The sequence below is a fragment of the Streptomyces sp. NPDC093261 genome (assembly GCF_044753645.1).
GTDB lineage: Bacteria > Actinomycetota > Actinomycetes > Streptomycetales > Streptomycetaceae > Streptomyces.
Genome location: NZ_JBIVNO010000009.1, coordinates 133491 through 149176 on the forward strand (window position 1 = coordinate 133491; position 15686 = coordinate 149176).

Sequence of the window (15686 nt, forward strand, 5' to 3'; positions counted from 1 at the left end):
CTTACTTCTCCTCGGTACCGGTGTGGGGGTGGGCGGGCACGTTCCGGGAATCGAATACCGCCCCGCCGAGCAGCAGGTACAGCACGGCCATCCGGATCGAGACACCGTTCGCCACCTGCTCGATGGCGGTGCAGCGCCCGGAGTCGGCCACCTCCGCGGTGATCTCCATGCCGCGGACCATCGGGCCGGGGTGCATCACGATGGCGTGCTCGGGCATCCTCGCCATCCGGTCGGCGTCCAGGCCGTAGCGCCGCGCGTACTCGCGCTCGGTCGGGAAGAAGGCGGCGTTCATACGCTCGCGCTGGACGCGCAGCATCATCACCGCGTCCGACTTGGGCAGCGCGCTGTCGAGGTCGTAGGAGATCTCGCAGGGCCAGGATCCGACGCCGATGGGCAGCAGGGTGGGCGGGGCGACCAGGGTGACCTCGGCGCCCAGGATGTGCAGCAGGTCGACGTTGGAGCGGCCGACCCGGCTGTGCAGCACGTCGCCGACGATGGTGATGCGCTTCCCGGCCAGGTCGTGGCCGAGCCCCGCGTCCCGGCCGACCAGTCGGCGGCGCATGGTGAAGGCGTCGAGCAGGGCCTGGGTGGGGTGCTGGTGGGTGCCGTCGCCGGCATTGATCACGGCGGCGTCGATCCAGCCGGAGTTGGCCAGGCGGTAGGGGGCTCCGGAGGCGCCGTGCCGGATGACGACGGCATCGACGCCCATCGCCTCCAGGGTCTGGGCGGTGTCCTTGAGGGACTCGCCCTTGGACACGCTGGATCCCTTGGCGGAGAAGTTGATCACGTCCGCGGACAGCCGCTTCTCGGCGGCCTCGAAGGAGATCCGGGTGCGGGTGGAGTCCTCGAAGAAGAGGTTGACGACGGTGCGGCCGCGCAGGGTCGGCAGCTTCTTGATGGGCCGGTCCGCCACGCGGGCCATCTCCTCGGCGGTGTCGAGGATCAGGACGGCGTCGTCACGGGTGAGGTCGGCGGCCGAGATGAGATGGCGCTGCATCTGTCAGGCTCCGTAAGGCAGTTCATCAATCGGGAGGATTCGGGCAGGCGCGCGCGTGCGGAGGCGCACTCGCGGCGCGTACGGCAGGGAGGTACGCCGCAGTGCTACTGCTGTGCGCCCGCCACGGTCTGCTTCACCCCGAGCAGCACGGTGTCACGACCGTCCTCCTCGGTGAGCTGGACCTTGACCGTCTCCCGCAGCGACGTGGGGAGGTTCTTGCCGACGTAGTCGGCGCGGATCGGAAGTTCGCGGTGGCCGCGGTCGACGAGGACCGCGAGCTGGACCGCGCGCGGACGCCCGATGTCGTTCAGGGCGTCGAGGGCGGCACGGATGGTGCGGCCGGAGAAGAGCACGTCGTCGACGAGGACGACGAGACGTCCGTCGAGCCCGTCTCCGGGGATCTCCGTGCGGGCCAGGGCACGCGGGGGCTGCAACCGCAGATCGTCGCGGTACATGGTGATGTCGAGGGAGCCCACCGGGATCGTGCGGCCGGTGATCTGCTCGAGCTTGACGGCGAGCCGACGGGCGAGGAAGACGCCCCGGGTCGGGATGCCGAGGAGCACCACGTCTTCGGCGCCCTTGGCGCGCTCGACGATCTCGTGGGCGATACGGGTCAGTACCCGCGCGATGTCAGGACCTTCGAGGACGGGTCGCGCATCGGAATGCTGTGTGTCCATACGAAACGGACCTCCTTCTCCGCCTCACGGGACGGACCTTAAAGGACGTCGGAATTGCGCCATACAGACTAGCAGGCCGCCGGGAGGGTTCGATCACCCCCCTGGCGCCCCCGTGTCACCCGTTAGGCGTCACCGCACGTCGTCTCCCACGGACGGGTCGGTGCGGACCGTTCGGCTTGACGGGGCAGAGTCACGCTGCGTAACCTCACAGTGAGTCACCAGCCTTCGTCCGGGGAGCTATATGTCCAGCGAATACGCCAAACAGCTCGGGGCCAAGCTCCGGGCCATCCGCACCCAGCAGGGCCTTTCCCTCCACGGTGTGGAAGAGAAGTCCCAGGGACGCTGGAAGGCGGTCGTGGTCGGGTCGTACGAGCGCGGGGACCGCGCCGTCACCGTGCAGCGCCTCGCCGAGCTGGCGGATTTCTACGGGGTTCCGGTCCAGGAACTGCTGCCCGGCACCACCCCTGGCGGTGCCGCCGAGCCGCCGCCGAAGCTCGTCCTGGACCTGGAGCGCCTGGCCAGCGTGCCGGCCGAGAAGGCGGGCCCGCTCCAGCGTTATGCGGCGACGATCCAGTCCCAGCGCGGTGACTACAACGGCAAGGTGCTGTCGATCCGCCAGGACGACCTGCGCACCCTCGCGGTGATCTACGACCAGTCCCCCTCGGTGCTGACCGAGCAGCTGATCAGCTGGGGCGTCCTGGACGCGGACGCGCGCCGGGCCGTGGCGTCCCACGAGGAGAGCTGACTTCTCCCGAGCCTCAGCAGAAACGTGCCGCCGGGGTGGCCGGACCAGTGCGGTCGGGCCACCCCGGCGGCGTTCTCGCGGGCCCCGCGGCGACCGCCGGACCCGGATACGCCGGAGGGCCCACAGCATGCGTGCTGTGGGCCCTCCGGCGTAGGTGCGGCGTCGTCGCGCCCGGGGGTGCCGCCACGCCTGAAGAGGCGCAGAAGACCACGCGGCCCGGACGCCTCGCGGTCCGCGGACACCTCCGCCCCGGATCAGGCCGGCGCCCCGTGGACGTCCCCGCGCCGCGTTGGGCCGCGGACCGCGTCCGCGGAGCTACTCCCGGCGCAATGACGGCTTGAGGTCCTTGAGCCGGCCGAGCAGCCCGTTGACGAACGCGGGCGACTCGTCCGTGGAGAACTCCTTGGCGAGCTGCACCATCTCGTCGAGCACCACGGCGTCCGGCGTCTCGTCGACCCAGATCAGTTCGTAGGCACCGAGGCGCAGGAGGTTGCGGTCGACGACCGGCATCCGGTCGAGGGTCCAGCCGACCGCGTACTGCGCGATCAGCTCGTCGATGCGCTTCGCGTGCTCCGCGTAGCCCTCGACGAGCTGCATCGTGTACTCGCTCACCGGCGGCTGCCGGGTGTCGGTCCGCGAGTGCCGGATCCAGTCCGCGAGGACCGTGAGGACATCGGCCTCGCGCTGGTCCCCCTCGAAGAGGATCTGGAAGGCGCGCTTACGTGCCGTGTTGCGGGCAGCCACGGTTAAGCGTTCACCCGGCCGAGGTAGTCGCTGGTACGGGTGTCGACCTTGATCTTCTCACCGGTGGTGATGAAGAGCGGGACCTGGATCTGGTGGCCGGTCTCGAGCGTGGCGGGCTTGGTGCCGCCCGTGGAGCGGTCGCCCTGGACGCCCGGCTCGGTCTCGGCGATGGTCAGCTCGACTGCGGCGGGCAGCTCGACGAACAGCACCTCGCCCTCGTGCTGCGCGACGACCGCCGTGAAGCCCTCGATGAGGAAGTTCGCGGCGTCGCCGACGGCCTTCGGGTCGATGTGCAGCTGGTCGTAGGTCTCCATGTCCATGAAGACGAAGTACTCGCCGTCCTTGTACGAGAACTGCATGTCGCGCTTGTCGACGGTGGCCGTCTCGACCTTGACACCGGCGTTGAAGGTCTTGTCGACCACCTTGCCGGAGAGCACGTTCTTGAGCTTGGTGCGCACGAAGGCCGGGCCCTTGCCGGGCTTGACGTGCTGGAACTCGACGACGGACCAGAGCTGGCCGCCTTCGAGCTTGAGCACCATGCCGTTCTTGAGGTCGTTCGTGGAAGCCACGGTTGCGGAATCTCCTGGACTGACGTACGACCCCGGCGCGCGCGCTACAGCGCGAGCAGCTCCTTGGTCGTGATGGTGAGTAGCTCGGGTCCGCCGTCCGCCTCGGGGCGCACGACGAGCGTGTCATCGATCCGGACCCCGCCCCGGCCCGGGAGGTGAACCCCGGGTTCGACGGTGACCGGCACGCAAGCGTCCAGTTTACCCATGGCTGCCGGGGCCAACTGCGGGTCCTCGTCGATTTCGAGTCCCACACCGTGCCCGGTCCCCGGTGCGAGGCCGCTGCCGTACCCCGCGGAGTCCAGTACCTGACGTGCGGCGCGATCCACATCCCGGCAGGCGACGCCGGGTGCCAGGGCCTGCCGTCCGGCGCGCTGGGCGGCGAAGACGAGATCGTACAACTCGATCTGCCAGTCCGCGGGCGAGGTGCCGATCACGAAGGTACGGCCGATCTCGCAGCGGTAGCCGCGGTAGGTGGCCCCGAGGCAGACGGAGAGAAAGTCGCCCTCCTCCACCCGCCGGTCGGTGGGGCGGTGACCTGGGCGTCCGGAGTTCGGGCCGGTGCCGACGGAGGTGGTGAAGGCGGGCCCGTCGGCACCGTGGTCGATCAGACGGCGCTCCAGTTCCAGGGCGAGGTGACGCTCGGTGCGGCCGACGAGGATCGACTCCAGCAACTCGCTCAGCGCCTGGTCGACGATCTCCGCCCCGATGCGCAGCAGGGAGATCTCGTCCTCGTCCTTGACCAGACGCAGCTGCTCGACCGCGCCGCCGAGGTCCAGCAGCCGCAGCCGGGGGGCGACCGACGCCAGGGCCCGGTGCCGGGCCACCGTGAGATGGTGCTCCTCGACCGCCAGGGACTCGGCGCCCTGGGCGGCGGCCAGGTCGGCCCCGGTCAGGGCGGGGTCGCCGCCGGACGGCGGCAGCACCTGCACCCGCACGGACTCGTCCGGCCGTCCGTCGATCAGCTCGTCGTCCGGCGATCCGGCGCACAGCAGCACGTCCTCCCCCGTACCGACCAGCAGGACGGCGCCCTGGGGCGAGGCGCCCGCGAGATAGCGGACGTTGGCGGGGCGGGTGACCAGCGCCGCCGCACTGCCACCCGCGCTGCAGCGATCCCTCAGCCGCTCCCGGCGGGCCGCGTACACCTCTGACATGACCCGAGCCTACGAGCGGTGGCCGAATGTCGCCGGTCCAAAGGGGCCGGACGGGCGGCCGGGCCGGCCGCGGAGGCGGCCCGGAGTCCCACGGGGGACGGGCCGGCGCGGGGCCGGCTCAGGTTCCGGCCGGCCCGTCGAGGGGAGCGGGGGCGGTCGCCGCCGCTCACCACCACCGCTCCGTGCCACCTCACGGCCGCGACGAGACCGTCATTTCACCCATACGGCCGCCTACCCCTTCACCACTGCGGCGGGCTGGCGATCGAACGGGCCAGGACCTCGTCCAGCACCCGGGCCGTTCCCGCCACGTCGAGCTGGGAGTTGTCGATGATCGGCAGTCCTGAGCCGTACCAGCCGGCCATACGGCCGTGGATGCGGGCGACCTCCTCGTCGGTGAGGCGGCGGTTGCCCGTGCGCTCCGCGTTGCGCTCCAGGACAATCTCGAGTCCGGGCAGCAGGACGACCGGGAGCAGGCCGGGTCCCACATGCCGTTTCCAGCCACCGAGGCCGACGACCGGACGGTCCGGGAAGACGGCGTCGTCGAGGATGCACGAGATGCCGTTGGCCAGGAAGTTGCGGGCCGCGAAGCCGCAGGTGCGGCGGGCGAGACGATACTGCGCCTCCGAGTGGTCGTTCCACCCCGACTGCGGGTCGGCGAATCCGGAGCGCACCCACTCGCGTACGTCGTCGAGGCTGATGTGGGCCGTGGGGACGCGGCGGTGGTCGGCCCAGTACTTCGCGACACTCGTCTTGCCCGCGCCCGCCGGGCCGATGAGCAGCACGGCCAGCGTGGCGCTGGCGGGATCCGGCGTGCTCACGGCCGGGGGCGCGCCGGGCACGCCGTCCGGGGCGCCGGGCGGTTGCCGGAACTGACCCGTGGTGTCCGGCGCGGGCGGGACGGGGGCGTGGTGCGGGGGGACGTGGGTGTGCGGGGGCCCGGGCGGCACCGGGGGGGCCGCGAAGCCCGCAGGGGGCGCGACGTGCGGTGCCGGACCCGGGTGGGCGCCCGGCTGTCCCGGGTGGTGTGCGGCCGGTGACCAGGCGGTCGCCGGTCCCTGCCCCGGCCGATGGGGCGGCGGCAGCGGAGATCCCACTGCGTGCTGCATCCGGTGCCACTCCGTCTCGTCGTCTCGGGCCCGGTCGCCACCGGCGCGCTCCTCCGGCTCATTCGCGGCAGGCTACTGACTCCGGGAGCGGGGCGCGGGCCCCCCTCCTCACCGAACGGTACCTTCCCCGGCCGTCGTTGTGTGAACGCCCGGCGACGGCCCGAAGTGCCCGTCGCCGCAGGCGAATCGGGGCAACCGGCGCCCTGCGGAACGAGTCGCCCGCGCTCGGCCCCGGCAGCACGAACGCCCAGACCCGGGAGCGTGGGCACCCGGGACCCGGCAGCACGAACACTCAATCCCGGCAGCTCGGGCACCCAGGCCCGGCAGCACGAACACTCAAGCCCGGCAGCACGGGCACCCAGGCCCGAGAGGTGGTGTCACTGGCCCACTTCGCCGTACGCGGCGAGCAGGACCGCCGGGTCCGGGCCCTCCAGCACGGTCGGCTTGGCCAGGCCGTCCAGCACGATGAAACGGAGCAGGTCGCCGCGGGACTTCTTGTCGACCTTCATGGTCTCGAGCAGCCTCGGCCACTGGTCGTAGCGGTAGTGCAGCGGCAGCCCGACGGCCTCCAGGATCGTACGGTGGCGATCGGCCGTGGCGTCGTCCAAGCGGCCTGCCAGCCGCCCGAGTTCGGCCGCGAAGTGCATGCCGACCGCGACGGCGGCACCATGGCGCCACTGGTAGCGCTCGTTCTTCTCGATCGCGTGGCCGAGCGTGTGCCCGTAGTTGAGGATCTCCCGCAGGCCGGACTCCTTCAGGTCGGCGGAGACCACCTCGGCCTTGACCCTGATGGAGCGCTCGATCAGCTCGGCGGTGTGCGGGCCGGCCGGGGTACGGGCGGCGGCCGGGTCCTGCTCGATCAGGTCCAGGATCACCGGGTCGGCGATAAAACCGGCCTTGATGACCTCGGCGAGCCCGGAGACGTAGTCGTGGACCGGCAGGGAGTCCAGAGCGGCGAGGTCGCACAGCACACCCGCCGGCGGGTGGAAGGCGCCGACCAGATTCTTGCCCTCGGCGGTGTTGATCCCGGTCTTGCCGCCGACCGCCGCGTCCACCATGGCCAGCACGGTGGTGGGGATCGCGACCCAGCGCACCCCGCGCAGCCAGGTCGCGGCCACGAACCCCGCCAGGTCGGTGGTCGAGCCACCGCCCACGCCGACGATGACGTCGGTCCGGGTGAAGCCGGACTGGCCCAGCGCCTTCCAGCAGTAGGCGGCGACCTCGGCGGTCTTGGCCTCCTCCGCGTTCGGGACCTGGATGGCGATCGCCTCGAAGCCCTGCTCGGCGAGGTCGGCGCGCAGCGCCTCGCCCGTCTCGGCCAGCGCCTCCGGGTGGATCACCGCGACCCGTTTGACCCGGTCACCGATCAAACCTCCCAGCTCGCCCAGGAGTTGACGGCCCACCAGGACCTCGTAGGGGTCGGTGCCCGCGGTGCCGCCGACCTGGATCCGCGTCACTGCCTCGCTCATGCTTCCTTCAACTCCACTGCGTCCAGGACGGCTTGGGTCACCTCTTCGGGGCCCCGGGCGTCGGTCGGCACGACGGCGGTGGCGACCTCCTCGTACAGGTGCCGGCGTGCCTCCATCAGCTCACGCCACTGGCGGCGCGGGTTGACCGCGAGCAGCGGGCGGGCCACGTTGAGGCCGGTGCGCTTGACCGCCTCCTCGACGTCCATCGAGAGGTAGACCACGCGCTGTCCGGCGAGCAGCGCGCGGGTGTCCTCGTCGAGGATCGCGCCGCCGCCCAGGGCCAGCACCCCGTCGTGCTCGGCGATCGCCCGCCGCACGGCCCGCTTCTCGATCGCGCGGAAGGCGGGCTCGCCCTCGTCCACGAAGATGTCCGCGATGCTACGGCCCTGCTCGGCCACGATGTCCTCGTCCGTGTCGCGGTAGCCCACGCCGAGGTGCTCGGCCAGCAGCCGCCCGACGGTGGACTTCCCCACCCCCATCGGGCCGACGAGGATCACCGCGGGCGCCGCGCTCACCGGATCTCCAGGCTGTCGAGGTACGACCGCACATTGCGGCGCGTCTCCGGCACGCTGTCCCCGCCGAACTTCTCCGCCACCGCGTCCGCGAGCACCAGCGCGACCATCGCCTCGGCCACGATGCCGGCCGCCGGCACCGCGCACACGTCGGAGCGCTGATGGTGTGCCTTCGCCGGCTCACCCGTGGAGACGTCCAAGGTCCTCAGCGCCCGGGGAACGGTCGCGATGGGCTTCATCGCGGCGCGTACCCGCAGCAGCTCACCCGTGGACAGACCGCCCTCGGTGCCGCCGGAGCGGCCCGTCGCCCGCCTGATGCCCTCGGGCGTCGTGAGGATCTCGTCATGGGCCTTGGAGCCCGGCACCCGCGCCAGCTCGACACCGTCACCGACCTCCACGCCCTTGATCGCCTGGATACCCATGAGCGCGGCCGCCAGCCGGGCGTCCAGCCGCCGGTCCCAGTGCACATGCGAGCCGAGGCCCACCGGCACCCCGTAGGCGAGCACCTCGACCACACCCCCAAGGGTGTCGCCGTCCTTGTGCGCCTGGTCGATCTCCGCGACCATCGCCTTCGACGCGTCCGCGTCCAGGCAGCGCACCGGATCGGCGTCCAGCCTCTCCACATCGGCCGGGGTCGGATACACGCCGTACGGAGCCTTCGCCGACGCCAGCTCGACCACGTGCGAGACGATCTCGATGCCCGTGGTCTCCTTCAGGTACGACCGGGCCACCGCACCCAGCGCCACCCGCGCCGCCGTCTCGCGGGCCGAGGCACGCTCCAGGATCGGCCGCGCCTCGTCGAAGCCGTACTTCTGCATGCCCGCCAGGTCCGCGTGCCCGGGCCGCGGCCGGGTCAGCGGCGCGCTGCGCGCCAGACCCGCCAGCACCTCCGGGTCGACCGGATCGGCCGCCATCACCTGCTCCCACTTCGGCCACTCGGTGTTCCCGACCATGATCGCCACCGGGGAGCCCAGAGTCAGGCCGTGCCGGACACCGCCCAGGAAGGTGACCTCATCACGCTCGAACTTCATCCGCGCACCGCGGCCATAGCCGAGCCGCCGCCGCGCCAGGTGATCCGCCACCATCTCCGTGGTGATCGGCACGCCGGCGGGAAGACCCTCCAGCGTCGCGACAAGTGCGGGACCATGGGACTCCCCCGCGGTCAGCCAGCGCAACCTGCTCAACGGTGCTCCTCAGTGCTCGCGCCTGGTACTGCCCTGTGTACGCGCGTCCTCGCACACGGCGACGGCGCGACCGGGTGCGCGGCCCCGGTCCGCCACCACCGATCCTCCCACGTCCGGCGGCGTGAACCGGTCCCGGGTCCATCAGGCGGACGCCGGCACAGGGGGTCGACGCCTTCGGGTGCGGTCGGGAGCGGAGGGGGAACGGGCCGTCCCTAGCGGGCCGCCAGGGCGTGCTCCCCCGCCTTGCGCATGGCGTCCACCGGGGCCGGGGAGCGGCCCGTCATCTGCTCGACCTGGAGCACCGCCTGGTGCACCAGCAGATCGAGGCCGCTGACGACGGCGCCGCCGTACGCGGACCAGCGCGCCGCGAGGGCGGTGGGCCAGGGGTCGTACAGCACATCGAACAGGGTGGCGGGACGCTCCGGGACGGCGGAGGCGAGGGCGTCCGTCGTGCCGGCCGGGGTGGTGGCGACGACCAGCGGCGCGCGCAGCGCCCGGGCGGCGTCGGACCAGTCGGCCGTCCGGACGTCGACGCCGACCCGCTCGCCCCATCGCCGCATCTCGGCGGCCCGTGCCTCGCTGCGGACATAGGCGACGATCTCGCCGGTGCAGACACGGGCGAGGGCGGCCAGCGCGGAGGACGCGGTCGCGCCGGCGCCGAGGATCGCGGCGGAGTCGACCTGCTCGACGCCCCGCTCGCGCAGTGCGGCGACCATCCCGGGGATGTCGGTGTTGTCACCGACGCGCCGCCCGTCCTCGGTGAACACCACCGTGTTCACCGCCTCGACACAGGCCGCCGTGTCGCTGATCGCGTCGAGCAGGGGGATGACGGCCCGCTTCAGCGGCATGGTCAGCGAGAGTCCGGCCCATTCGGGTCCGAGGTCCGCGAAGAACCCCGGCAGCGCCGCCTCGTCGATCTCGAACCGGTCGTAGGACCAATTCCTCAGTCCCAGCTCGTCGTATGCGGCGCGGTGCAGCACCGGGGAGAGGGAGTGGGCGACCGGGGAACCGAGGACGGCGGCCCGGCGCTTGCTGGCGGTGCCCGTCATTGTCCCTTCTTCTGCTCTTCGAGGTACTTCTCGCGGTTGCGGTTCTGCTCTGCGTTGGTCTCGGCGAACAGCGTCTCGTTGTCACTGATCGAGACGAAGTAGTACCAGTTGCCCTTGGCCGGGTTGAGCGCGGCCTTGATCGCCACCTCGCCGGGGTTGTCGATCGGACCGGGGGGCAGGCCCTTGACCCGGTAGGTGTTGTACGGGTTGTCGATCTTCCGGAGGTCGTCGACGGAACCGGTCCCGAGCTTGGACTCGCCGCGCAGGTAGTTCACCGTCGAGTCGAAGTCGAGCAGACCGTTGGTCTCGGTGTTGTTGGGCCTGAGCCGGTTGTAGACGACCGTGGCGACCTTCTCGAAGTCGTGCTTGGACCTGCCCTCGGCCTGGACGAGGCTCGCGACCGTCAGGACCTGGAGCGGGTTGTCCAGGTTGAGGCTCTTCGCCTTGGCCTGGAGGCCGTACTCGGCGTACTTCTCCTTGGCCAGGTCGACCATCTGCTTGAGGACGTCCTCGGGCTTCATGCCCTTGGCGACCGGATAGCTGGAGGGGTAGAGGAACCCTTCCAGAGGGTCCTTGATGCTGCTGTTGCTGTCGGCCCAGTCGGGAAGGCCGAAGGTCTTCCATTTCTTCGCGGCGAGGGCCTGGGTGGTGCCCGCCTTCAACTGGAGTCGGCCGTCGATCGCCGCGTACACCTTCGCGTTGCGCCAGCCCTCGGCGATGATCAGGTTGTTCTTGCTCGCGGGGCTGAGCATCAACTGCACGGCCGCCGCCGCGGACATGTGCTTTTTCAGCGTGTACGTGCCCGCCTGGATGGTCTTCCCGTTCGGGTTCTGCTCCTGCGCCGCGACGAACGCGTCGACGCTCTTGACGACACCGGCCTGCTTGAGCACCTGGCCGATGGCGAAACCGCCGGACCCTTTGGGGATGGTGACCGTGACCTGCTCGCCGCTGCCCTCGCCGACATAGTCGGGCGCCGCGCCGAAACGATTTTGGTAGAACTGATACCCGAAGTAACCGACTCCGCCGATCCCGCCGCCGAAGACCAGGACGACGACCAGGCAGGCGCATCCGTTGCGGCGCTTCTTGCCCTTGCCACCGCGTCCCCGGCGGTCGCCGCGGCCACGGCCGTCCTCGCCGTCGTCGTCGGCGTCGTCCTCGTCGTCACCCGCGAAGAAGGCGTGTTCGCCCTGGTCCGGGCCCGGGTCCCAGTCGGTCTTCGGCTCCGGCTCGGCCTGCCTGCGGTGCGGCGGCTCGGGCGGCGGATAGGCGTCCGGCGTCTGGTAGAGGTCGGGTTGCTCACCGCCGTACGCACCGGCCTGGGCGTACGGGTCCTGGGGATCGCCGGCATAGGGGACATTGCCCTGCCCGCCGCCACCCCAGCCGTTGTTGTCGCCGTAGCCCTGCTGCGGCCCGCCCGGATAGGCCCCCGCGTTCTGCTGCGGCCCCTGCTGGTACTGCTGTCCGTCGGGCCCGTGCTGCTGGTACTGCTGCTGGTATTGCTGTCCGTTTTGCTGCTGGTACTGCTGCCCGTTCTGCTGCTGGTACTGGTCCGGGTGCTGCTGCCCGCCATGGCCGGGATACTGCTGGTAGTCCTGCTGCCCCTGGCCGTATGCCGAGGCCCCCGAGACGCCGTCCCAGTCGCCGTAGTGCTGCTGTGCCTGCTCCGGGTGCTGCTGCGGCCGGCCGCCGTAAGGGGACTGGCCCGCGTGGGCCTGCTGTCCTCCCCATCCGCCGTCCCCGTACAACGGGTCCTCCGGATGCCACGGTGCGGAGCCTGGGCCCCGGCCATACTCAGTCATCGATCCCCTAGAGCCGCGAGGCGGCGGTCGCCGACTCCGGTGTCCCGGCTTCCGTTCCGCCTCTTTGCTGTGCGGTGGCTGTTCGAACACCAACGCATCGCGCGGAACGTTACCGTATCGCGATCAGATGACCACTTCGACGCCCTCGCCGGGTGCTTTACCTGACACCCGTTCGGATTCGAGGGCCTGCTGGAGGATGATGACGGCTGCCACCTGGTCGATCACGGACCGGCCCTTCTTGGACTTCACGCCGGAGGCGCGCAGTCCCTGACCGGCCGTCACCGTGGTCATCCGCTCGTCCACGAGCCTGACCGGCACGGGTGCGATCGAACGGGCCAGCTCCTGTGCGAAACCGCGGACCTTGACGGCGGCCGGGCCCTCACCCCCCTTCAGGGAGCGAGGGAGGCCTACGACGACCTCGATCGGCTCGTACTCCTCGACGAGCTGCGTCAGCCGGCGCTGGGCCGCCGGAACGTCCCGTCCCGGGACCGTCTCCACCGGGGTGGCGAGGATCCCGTCGGGGTCGCACGAGGCGACCCCGATCCGGGCGTCACCGACGTCGATCGCGAGTCGGCGTCCTCTTCTCATGGGGGTGGCCGTCCTACTTGGCGGTCTCGGCGACCAGGCGCTCGACGGCCTCGACGGCCTCACCGATGGCGGCGGGGTTCTGACCGCCGCCCTGGGCGACGTCCGGCTTGCCGCCACCGCCGCCACCAAGGGTCTTGGCGGCCGTACGGACCAGTTCGCCCGCCTTCAGCCCGCGCTCACGGGCGGCCTCGTTGGTGGCGATGACCGTGAGCGGCTTGCCGTTGTTCACGGTGAACAGGGCGACCACGGCGGCGCGTCCGCCCTGGATGCGGCCCCGCACGTCGAGGACCAGCTTGCGCAGGTCGTCCGGGGTGGTGCCGTCCGGGACCTGCCCGGTGACGACGGCGATCCCGCGGATGTCCTTGGCGGACTCGGCGAGCCCGCCGGCGGCCTGGAGCACCTTCTCGGCGCGGAACTTCTCGATCTCCTTCTCGGCGTCCTTCAGCTTGCCGAGCATTCCGGCGACCTTCTCCGGCAGCTCCTCCGGACGGCCCTTGAGCAGTTCGGTGAGCTGGTTGACAACCGTGTGCTCCCGGGCGAGGAAGTGGTAGGCGTCGACGCCGACCAGAGCCTCGATACGGCGGACACCGGAGCCGATCGAGGACTCGCCGAGCAGCTTCACCAGGCCGAGCTGGGCGGTGTTGTGCACATGCGTGCCGCCGCACAGCTCCTTGGAGAAGTCGCCGATGGTCACGACGCGGACCCGCTCGCCGTACTTCTCGCCGAACTCGGCGATGGCGCCCTGCTTCTTGGCCTCGTCGATGCGCATGATCTCGGCGTGCACGTCGAGATCCCGGGCGAGCACCTCGTTGATCTTCTGCTCGACGTCGGTCATCACGGCCGTCGGCACGGCCGACGGGGAGCCGAAGTCGAAGCGGAAACGGCCGGGCTGGTTCTCGGAACCGGCCTGGGCGGCCGTCGGGCCGAGGGCGTCCCGCAGGGCCTGGTGGGTGAGGTGCGTGGCCGAGTGGGCGCGGGCGATGGCCTTGCGGCGGCGGCCGTCGATCGAGGCGTGGGCCTTGGCGCCGACGGTGACCTCGCCGACCTGGACGACTCCCTTGTGGACGTAGACGCCCGGGACCGGCTTCTGGGTGTCGCGGACCTCGATGACGGCACCGGAGTCCACCTTGATACGGCCGGTGTCGCCGATCTGGCCGCCGCCCTCGGCGTAGAAGGGGGTGCGGTCGAGCACGATCTCGACCTCGTCGCCCTCGGCGGCGGCCGGGGAGGAGACACCGTCGACGAGGATGCCGACGACCGTGGACTCGCCCTCGGTGTCGGTGTAGCCGATGAAGTCGGTCTCTCCGGCGGAGTCGGCGATCTCGCGGTACGCGCCGAGGTCGGCGTGGCCGGTCTTCTTGGCCTGGGCGTCGGCCTTGGCGCGCTCCCGCTGCTCCTTCATCAGGCGGCGGAAGCCCTCCTCGTCCACCGACAGGCCATGCTCGGCGGCCATCTCGAGGGTGAGGTCGATCGGGAAGCCCCAGGTGTCGTGGAGCAGGAAGGCCTTGTCGCCGGGCAGGACCGTGCCGCCGGCGGCCTTGGTCTCGGTCACGGCGGTGTCGAGGATGTTGGTGCCGGCCTTCAGCGTCTTGAGGAAGGCGGCCTCCTCGGCGAGGGCGACCTTCTCGATCCGTTCGCGGTCGGTGACCAGCTCGGGGTACTGCTGGCCCATCATCTCGATCACCGTGTCGATCAGGTCCTTGACGACCGGACCGGTGGCACCGAGCAGACGCATGTTGCGGATGGCGCGGCGCATGATGCGGCGCAGGACATAGCCACGGCCCTCGTTGCCGGGGGTGACGCCGTCGCCGATGAGCATGGTGGCGGTGCGCATGTGGTCGGTGACCACACGCAGGGAGACGTCCGAGGGGTGGGAGTCGCCGTAGGCAACCCCGGTCAGCTCGGTGGCCTTCTTGATGACGGCCATGGAGGTGTCGATCTCGTACATGTTCTGCACGCCCTGCAGAATCATGGCGAGACGCTCGAGGCCCAGGCCGGTGTCGATGTTCTTGCTCGGCAGGTCGCCGAGGATCTCGAAGTTGTCCTTGCCGGTGCCCTCGCCGCGCTCGTACTGCATGAAGACGAGGTTCCAGATCTCCACGTACCGCTCGTCGTTGACGGCGGGACCGCCCTCGACGCCGAACTCCGGACCGCGGTCGTAGTTGATCTCGGAACAGGGGCCGCAGGGGCCCGGGACGCCCATGGACCAGAAGTTGTCCTTCATGCCCAGGCGCTGGATGCGCTCGGCGGGGACGCCGACCACGTCGCGCCAGATCTGCTCGGCCTCGTCGTCGTCCTGGTAGACGGTGATCCACAGACGCTCGGGGTCGAGGCCGTAACCGCCCTTGTCCTGGGGCGCAGTGAGCAGCTCCCAGGCGAGCTTGATGGCGCCTTCCTTGAAGTAGTCGCCGAAGGAGAAGTTGCCGCACATCTGGAAGAACGTGCCGTGGCGCGTGGTCTTGCCGACCTCTTCGATGTCGGGCGTGCGCACGCACTTCTGCACGCTGGTGGCGCGCGGGAACGGCGGCTTGACCTCACCCAGGAAGTAGGGCTTGAAGGGCACCATGCCGGCCGGGACGAGCAGCAGAGTCGGGTCGTCCGCGATGAGCGACGCCGAAGGGACGACGGTGTGACCGCGCTCCTCGAAGAAGCTCAACCAGCGGCGGCGGATCTCAGCCGACTCCATCAGTGGTCCTCATTCCGGTTGTGCGAGTACGTCGTGGTGTCGATGTACTTCGGGTTGTTGCGGTTCTGGATGGCGGCGTGCCGCCGGGGTGGGAGTGCCCCCTCCTCTGCGGAGTCCCCACGCTCGAGCGGGCCCGAGAGTCTGGGGCCGGGGATCGCACGGTCGTCGGCGGAGGCGTTCAGGCCGAGCGCGTCGCCGAGTTCCTCCTCCCGCTGGGCCATGCCGGCACGGACGTCGAGCGCGAAGTCCAGCGCGCGGTCCTTCAGCCGGTGACCGGCCTCGAGTGCCTTGTTCGCCGCCTGCGCGGCCAGGCTCTCGGGGGTCAGCTGCCTCAGCTTGCGGTTGACCTTGGTGGTGGCCCACACACCGGCGGCAACGCCTGTGGTGAACCAGAACGTACGGCGGAACAT

15 protein-coding genes are annotated in these 15686 nt (G+C 70.8%); 1 reads left to right on the plus strand and 14 read right to left on the minus strand.

The window, feature by feature from the left end; translation table 11 throughout:
• Position 1 precedes the first annotated feature (1 nt).
• Together ACIP94_RS20480 and pyrR are read right to left on the minus strand one after the other, a co-directional pair.
• A complete protein-coding gene (locus ACIP94_RS20480; RefSeq protein WP_402427192.1) occupies positions 2-997 on the minus strand; it encodes an aspartate carbamoyltransferase catalytic subunit in 996 nt (331 codons plus the stop codon).
• 104 nt (positions 998-1101) lie between these two features.
• Complete coding sequence (pyrR, locus tag ACIP94_RS20485) at positions 1102-1674, minus strand: bifunctional pyr operon transcriptional regulator/uracil phosphoribosyltransferase PyrR (protein ID WP_402427195.1); 573 nt, start codon at positions 1672-1674, stop codon at positions 1102-1104.
• Positions 1675-1915: 241 nt separating this feature from the next.
• On the opposite strand from pyrR, the gene bldD reads away from it, so the two are divergent.
• Positions 1916-2419: a transcriptional regulator BldD gene (bldD, locus tag ACIP94_RS20490; RefSeq protein WP_234516861.1), complete on the plus strand. Its 504-nt coding sequence runs from the start codon at positions 1916-1918 to the stop codon at positions 2417-2419.
• Between the two features lie 315 nt (positions 2420-2734).
• Here bldD and nusB read toward each other — a convergent pair whose 3' ends face one another.
• From nusB to ACIP94_RS20550, 12 genes are all read right to left on the minus strand, one after another.
• Positions 2735-3163, minus strand: coding sequence for a transcription antitermination factor NusB (gene nusB / locus ACIP94_RS20495; RefSeq protein WP_402427198.1), 429 nt, complete (start codon positions 3161-3163; stop codon positions 2735-2737).
• Positions 3164-3165: 2 nt separating this feature from the next.
• Positions 3166-3732 (minus strand): elongation factor P, encoded by a 567-nt coding sequence (gene efp, locus ACIP94_RS20500; RefSeq protein ID WP_329504462.1) that lies wholly within the window; start codon positions 3730-3732, stop codon positions 3166-3168.
• A 44-nt stretch (positions 3733-3776) separates the two neighbouring features.
• The gene (locus tag ACIP94_RS20505) at positions 3777-4883 is read right to left on the minus strand and encodes an aminopeptidase P family protein (protein ID WP_402427202.1); all 1107 of its coding nucleotides are present in this window, start codon (positions 4881-4883) and stop codon (positions 3777-3779) included.
• Between the two features lie 239 nt (positions 4884-5122).
• Positions 5123-5989 carry a Pro-rich N-terminal domain-containing protein gene (locus tag ACIP94_RS20510; RefSeq protein ID WP_402427205.1) on the minus strand — a complete coding sequence of 289 codons (867 nt, stop codon included), beginning with the start codon at positions 5987-5989 and terminating at the stop codon, positions 5123-5125.
• 377 nt (positions 5990-6366) lie between these two features.
• Complete coding sequence (aroB, locus tag ACIP94_RS20515) at positions 6367-7458, minus strand: 3-dehydroquinate synthase (protein ID WP_402427207.1); 1092 nt, start codon at positions 7456-7458, stop codon at positions 6367-6369.
• The gene (locus ACIP94_RS20520; RefSeq protein WP_402427573.1) at positions 7455-7937 is read right to left on the minus strand and encodes a shikimate kinase; all 483 of its coding nucleotides are present in this window, start codon (positions 7935-7937) and stop codon (positions 7455-7457) included. The genes aroB and ACIP94_RS20520 overlap by 4 nt, the downstream gene beginning before the upstream one ends.
• 32 nt (positions 7938-7969) lie before the next feature.
• Positions 7970-9154 carry a chorismate synthase gene (aroC, locus tag ACIP94_RS20525; RefSeq protein WP_402427210.1) on the minus strand — a complete coding sequence of 395 codons (1185 nt, stop codon included), beginning with the start codon at positions 9152-9154 and terminating at the stop codon, positions 7970-7972.
• 212 nt (positions 9155-9366) lie between these two features.
• Positions 9367-10203: a shikimate dehydrogenase gene (locus tag ACIP94_RS20530; RefSeq protein WP_402427213.1), complete on the minus strand. Its 837-nt coding sequence runs from the start codon at positions 10201-10203 to the stop codon at positions 9367-9369.
• Entirely contained in the window at positions 10200-12002 is a 1803-nt protein-coding gene (mltG, locus tag ACIP94_RS20535) for an endolytic transglycosylase MltG (protein ID WP_402427216.1), read from the minus strand. Before mltG ends, ACIP94_RS20530 begins: the two co-directional genes overlap by 4 nt.
• A gap of 123 nt (positions 12003-12125) precedes the next feature.
• The gene (gene ruvX, locus ACIP94_RS20540) at positions 12126-12590 is read right to left on the minus strand and encodes a Holliday junction resolvase RuvX (RefSeq protein ID WP_402427219.1); all 465 of its coding nucleotides are present in this window, start codon (positions 12588-12590) and stop codon (positions 12126-12128) included.
• Between the two features lie 13 nt (positions 12591-12603).
• The gene (gene alaS, locus ACIP94_RS20545; RefSeq protein WP_402427222.1) at positions 12604-15276 is read right to left on the minus strand and encodes an alanine--tRNA ligase; all 2673 of its coding nucleotides are present in this window, start codon (positions 15274-15276) and stop codon (positions 12604-12606) included.
• Positions 15276-15686 (minus strand): hypothetical protein, encoded by a 411-nt coding sequence (locus ACIP94_RS20550; protein WP_402427225.1) that lies wholly within the window; start codon positions 15684-15686, stop codon positions 15276-15278. Before ACIP94_RS20550 ends, alaS begins: the two co-directional genes overlap by 1 nt.